Raw genomic sequence first — 5,511 nt, 5'->3', positions numbered from 1 at the left:
TATCAATGAAAATAGAATTGTATTTTTAATTTTCATCTACCCTCTTTCCTAAAAGTTTAAAATAAAAAAACATAAACATTAAAAGCAAGACAACAATGACAATAGAAACAGCTGAACCCATACCAATATCTGAAATTGCAAATCCTTGTTGATAAACATTTATAGGCAAAGTTCTTGTTCCAGATGCACCTCCTGTTAATAAAAAAACATCTTCAAATTTATTAAAGTTCCATATAAACCTAATCATAAACAATATTGATATAACTGCTGTTATTTGTGGAAGAGTAATTTTAAAAAACTTTTGAAATGGGCTAGCTCCATCAACATCAGCAGCTTCATAAAGCTCTTTAGGGATGGCTTGCAGTCTTGCGAGAATAAAAAGGAATGCCAAAGGGAAATATCGCCATATCTCAAACATTATGACTGTTGTCAAAGCTAATCTCAATTTAAAATCAAATCCTAAAACGCTAATCTCTATATATTTTTGTCCAAGTAAATTAATTGGTGTTTCTATTATTTGATAATTTATCAATAAACTATTTAGTGTTCCGCTATTAGGATCTAATAATAGTTCCCAGGTATATGCCAAAGCAACAACGGGAGCTACATATGGAAAAAGTAAAACACTTCTCATAAAAGTTCTTCCATAAAACTTTTGATTAACCATTTGTGCTGTCAAAATACCAAAAATAATTGAGCCAACTGTCCCAAAAAACGTGTAATAAAATGTTGTAAGAAGTAAGTCTATAAACTCATTATCAAATAAAACTTTTTTGAAATTTTTTAAAGTAAAGTTAGTATTAAGTAATATATTATCAGATTTACCATCTAGTTTTGGCTTGATTGATTTAAGATTTTTTTTATCAATTTTTGAGCCATCATTTGTTTCAAAAATAACTTGAAAATTCTCCCTATATTTAGCTGGCCAATTACCAAATTCACATTTTAATACATAATTTTTGTAATCACATCTTGGATCTAAATTTACAATTTCAAAATTTTTAGGATAATTATCTTGAAAAGAAACATCTCTTATTTCTTGAATTAATGAGCTATTTCTTAACTTGTATAATACTTTTATTTTTGAAGTCTCTTCAGAAATAGATTTTACAATTTTTTTCGCCCTTGGCTCTGGTATTCTGATATCTTTTAATTCAACTTCTTTAAAACTAATCCAAACGTTTGCAAAAATTGGAAATAAAATGATTGCAAAAACTAAAAGTACTGCAGGTAAAGTTAATATATATGCGGTTTTTTTTTCTGTATTTGCTAAAGTGTCATTCATAAAAAAAGCGGATAATTTATATTATCCGCTTTTTTAAAATATTTAAATTAATTGAATTTAGCTAATGATTTATTAATCATATCAACAGCTTCATCTACATCAATTTGATCATCAATATAAAGTCTAGTGATTCTGTTTATAAATTGAGAATTAATGACTTTTGATGCTCTAGATAGTTCACCTTCTTTTACTCCCCATCTGTTTGCAGTATCTAAACCTGCTACGATATTATTAATAACATCTGAGTCATAAAGATCTGACAAAGGGGCTTTTCTATCAACTCCTACTGGCAGCTTGCTCCATGCTTTTGTAAAAGCTTCAGGATCACTTGAATTTCCTCTTCTTACAGGAAATTTACCTTCTGGTGCTATAGATAACGTACTTGTGTAACCTTCGTCCATTGAGTACATGATAAATTGTTTAGCTTCATCAGTATCAGCATCAGCAGTTATACCAAAGTATCTAATATCAGCCCATGCAGCACCTTTTTTATTACTTGGTCCACTAAAATTAGTAATGAAACCAGTTTTTGATGCTAGCTCTGGAGAAGTTGGATCACTGTTAATTGTTGGAGGAGCAGAATCTCTTAATCCTGCAAGTTCATCCATAATAAATGGAGACCATATAATCATTGGAGTTTTACCAGCAAAGTATAGTTCTCTAGATTGTTTCCAGTAAAGTTCTCCTGGAGGACTTGCTTTTGAGATAACTTTATAAAACTCTAATGCCTCTTTCAGTTTCTTACCTTGTTTTTTAATACCACCTTTTTTAACGATATTAACTCCATTTGCTAAAAGAACATGCTCTAAAACCTGACTCATAAAATTTTCATCAGTTTTAGTTGCTGCTACGAAACCAAACATACCATTTTGTTTTGATAATTTCTCAACAGCAGCTACAATATTCGCATAGCTTGTTGGTGGTGCTAAATCTGCATTTTCAAATAGATCTTTTCTATAAACAACCATTTGAGTCCAACCATCAACTGGAACTGCAGCAATTTTTGAACCTGATTTTGCCATGTTAAGTGCACCTGGTGCAAATGTATCTTTACCTAATTCTTTAACAACATCGTTGTTGGCATCTACATCTAAAATTCCAGCTTCTGCCCATGGCAATACATATTGAAGAGTATGATAAATAACATCTGGTAAATCACCTGCAGCCGCAGCAGCAGTTGCTCTCGTACCTAATTCTTTTTCTTCAATTGGAATTACATCTACTTTAATTCCAGTTTTAGCTTCAAAAGCTTTAGCCATTTCCTCTTGTTTTGCCATTCTGGCTGGCTGAACTTCTGTAGTCCAAAACTTGATATCTGCATAAACTACATTCGAAACAAAAAATGCAAGCACGCAGAAAATCTTTATTATATTTTTCATTTTTACCTCTGATTTAAGTTAATAAAAAAATTATATTAAAATGATTATATTTAGCAAAGATAGGACTGTCACATATCAGATATGCAAATGGTTCATAATTTGTCAAAAATAGAGGAAAAATTAAAAACTGATCAATTAAGAGTTGTGTTACTGTTTTACTCTTTTTCCATCTGCATCAAAAATAAAAATGTCATCTAAATCAAATCCTATAGAGCTTCCTATTTCAACATTACTTGGAATTTTTGCACTTAATTGATATTCATCTTTTTTCATATATACAATTTTTTCATTACCAAGGTTTTCAATTAATTCGATTTCAGGATTAAATGTAAATTTTGTATTTTGATTTGCTTTTAAATGTTCAGGCCTAATACCCACAAAATGTTTTAATTTTTTAATATTTAAATCGTTAAATTGAATGTCGTTACCTAACAATTTAATTGTATTTTCTGAAACAACATTTTCCTCTTTTACCTCTAAAATATTCATTTTTGGAGTCCCTATAAATTGTGCAACAAAAATATTTGCTGGATCATTATAAATTTCCTCAGGAGTACCAACCTGTTCAATATTACCCTGATTTAAAATAACTATTCGGTCAGCTAGGGTCATGGCTTCAACTTGGTCATGAGTAACATAAATCATATTTGTTTTGATCTGGTTGTGTAATTTAGATATTTCAACCCTCATTTCAGCTCTTAATGCTGCATCTAAGTTAGACAAAGGTTCATCAAATAAAAATATCTTTGGATTTCTTGTAATGGCTCTTCCAATCGCTACTCTTTGTCTTTGACCTCCAGATAATTGTTTTGGTTTTCTCTCTAAAAGCTCCTCAATTTTTAAAATTTTTGCAGCTTGCATTACTTTTGTATTTATTTCTTCCTTTGGTCTTTTCTCAATTTTTAGACCAAAAGACATGTTTTCATAAACATTCATATGAGGATAAAGAGCGTAAGATTGAAAAACCATTGCAGTTTGACGTTTCGAAGGATGAAGTTCATTAATTTTTTGATCATTAATAAAAATTTCACCTTCGTCTATTTTTTCTAATCCGGCAATCATTCTTAGAAGAGTTGATTTTCCACATCCAGATGGTCCAACTAATACAAGAAACTCATCTTCTTTACCTAAAAGATTAAAATCTGTGATTATTTTATTAGATCCAAATGATTTGTGTACTCCATTAAATTTTATGTTAGCCATTTTATTTTTTTATACTTTCTAAAACATCCACTCCAATTTGTTTTAATATGTGGATTATATCAATTGGAACCCAGTTTTCACGAATTTTTCCTTCATCATGATGATAAAAATCCATAACTCTCATAGTTACTTTTTGGTTTTCAGATTTATATCCTAACCAATCCTCAGTTCCATATATTGCCTGAATACTATTCCATCCTGCTGTTAAAGAAAATTTTCCATCCCCTAACTCACAATAATGGCCAAGTTTCCAATAATTTCTTTCCTTAAATGTTTTTCTAAAAGGTAACTGATGATTATCTACAAATCCCTCTAAAGATCTGGCAGTTCCAATACCACTTGGTCCATACCAAATCATTTTTTCATGCCAATAATCTTTTTGTGGATGATTTATTAATCTCTCCTTAAGATCTTTATCAGAAGAAACCTCTAATTCAGGTTTTATATTTAAACTTCTCTGCATGATAAGTGATTGCTCTAAACTAGCTTTAGAAATTTCCATGTCTTTTTCAAAAAAATTTATACCATCTGTGTTAATTGGATTTAACCAATTTCCTTCAGATCCTCTTGATGGATTAATTGGATTTGATCCAGTTTGTATTAATAGATCTATTAAATCGATTAAAATATAACTCTCAATAATTTTACCATCTTTAAGCTGGTGAATTTCACAACACTTTAAATTTACCATTTTGTTATTAGGTTGAATGCCCAACCAAGTATTTTTAAACACTCCTGATAATGAAGAAATTGAACCTACTTGGATTTTATCTCTAAAAGCGCCACTAATTACTATTTGCTCTCGTCTTTCAAGATCAGGAAATGAATTAAAAAGAGGTTTCCAAAATTTTTCTTTAAAATCATCAACTCCTACAAATTCATTTAATGGGTAAAAACAATTAACATTAATATTGTGAGAGAACACATTTTTAAGATTTTGATCTAGTTTAGAGATGCCGTCATTTACTATTGAATTTAAATATTTTCTGACAACTTGTTTGTAGTTATAATTTTCCTCGGGTGATATGACTATTTTTTCTACTTTCTCTTGACCCTTAAGACCTGTATCAAATTGTTCTATTTGCATATATTTTTTGTTAGATAATTTTACTATCACAAAATATAGTTTAAAAAAATATGAATAATCGATTAGCTAAATTTAAAGATCTTGTTCCAAGTACTTTACCATTTGTTGAGGGCAAGATGGATGGTCACAAAGAAAGAAAAAATTATTCTATTGTAGGCCCAGGTGTCGCAGAGGATAGTAAACAATTTGTTAAAATAGCAATGCCTCATAGCTTTAATCTAGGTGCTGTATCTGCTATGCCTAAAAATGGTTCTGGTTTACATAGCCACACAACTGCAGAGGTTTTCATTATTTATTCTGGTAAATGGAAATTTTATTGGGGAGCTGAAGGCAAAGATGAAACAATATTAAGTACTGGAGATATTATCTCTATGCCTACAAATATGTTTAGAGCATTTGAAAATGCGGGTGATGAAGAAGGTTTAATTTTTGTAGTTTTAGGTGGAGATGATCCTGGAATAATAACTTGGGTTCCGAGTGTCTTAGAAAAAGCAAAAAAAACAGGCATGGCACTATTAAATGATAATTCATTAATTGATTTATCTTTAAATGAAATT

General features: G+C 30.0%; 5 protein-coding genes. 1 reads left to right on the top strand and 4 read right to left on the bottom strand.

The window, feature by feature from the left end; all coding sequences use genetic code 11:
- Positions 1 to 25 precede the first annotated feature (25 nt).
- The 4 genes from ACTTBL_RS06720 to ACTTBL_RS06705 form a co-directional block, all read right to left on the bottom strand.
- Complete coding sequence (locus ACTTBL_RS06720) at positions 26 to 1,285, bottom strand: carbohydrate ABC transporter permease (RefSeq protein WP_440644147.1); 1,260 nt, start codon at positions 1,283 to 1,285, stop codon at positions 26 to 28.
- Positions 1,286 to 1,332: 47 nt separating this feature from the next.
- Positions 1,333 to 2,664, bottom strand: a complete 1,332-nt coding sequence (locus ACTTBL_RS06715) for an ABC transporter substrate-binding protein (RefSeq protein WP_440644146.1) — start codon at positions 2,662 to 2,664, stop codon at positions 1,333 to 1,335.
- 147 nt (positions 2,665 to 2,811) lie between these two features.
- Entirely contained in the window at positions 2,812 to 3,867 is a 1,056-nt protein-coding gene (locus ACTTBL_RS06710; protein ID WP_440644145.1) for an ABC transporter ATP-binding protein, read from the bottom strand.
- 1 nt (position 3,868) lies between these two features.
- Positions 3,869 to 4,954, bottom strand: a complete 1,086-nt coding sequence (locus tag ACTTBL_RS06705; protein WP_440644144.1) for an ester cyclase — start codon at positions 4,952 to 4,954, stop codon at positions 3,869 to 3,871.
- 50 nt (positions 4,955 to 5,004) lie between these two features.
- On the opposite strand from ACTTBL_RS06705, the gene ACTTBL_RS06700 reads away from it, so the two are divergent.
- A partial coding sequence (locus tag ACTTBL_RS06700; RefSeq protein WP_440644143.1) for a cupin domain-containing protein occupies positions 5,005 to 5,511 on the top strand: 507 nt, incomplete at its 3' end.

Origin of the sequence: Candidatus Pelagibacter sp. HIMB123, from assembly GCF_052048195.1 — a bacterium.
Taxonomy (GTDB): Bacteria; Pseudomonadota; Alphaproteobacteria; order Pelagibacterales; family Pelagibacteraceae; genus Pelagibacter.
Note: the sequence above shows the minus strand (reverse complement) of the source record. Positions and strands in the feature narration are given on the sequence as shown.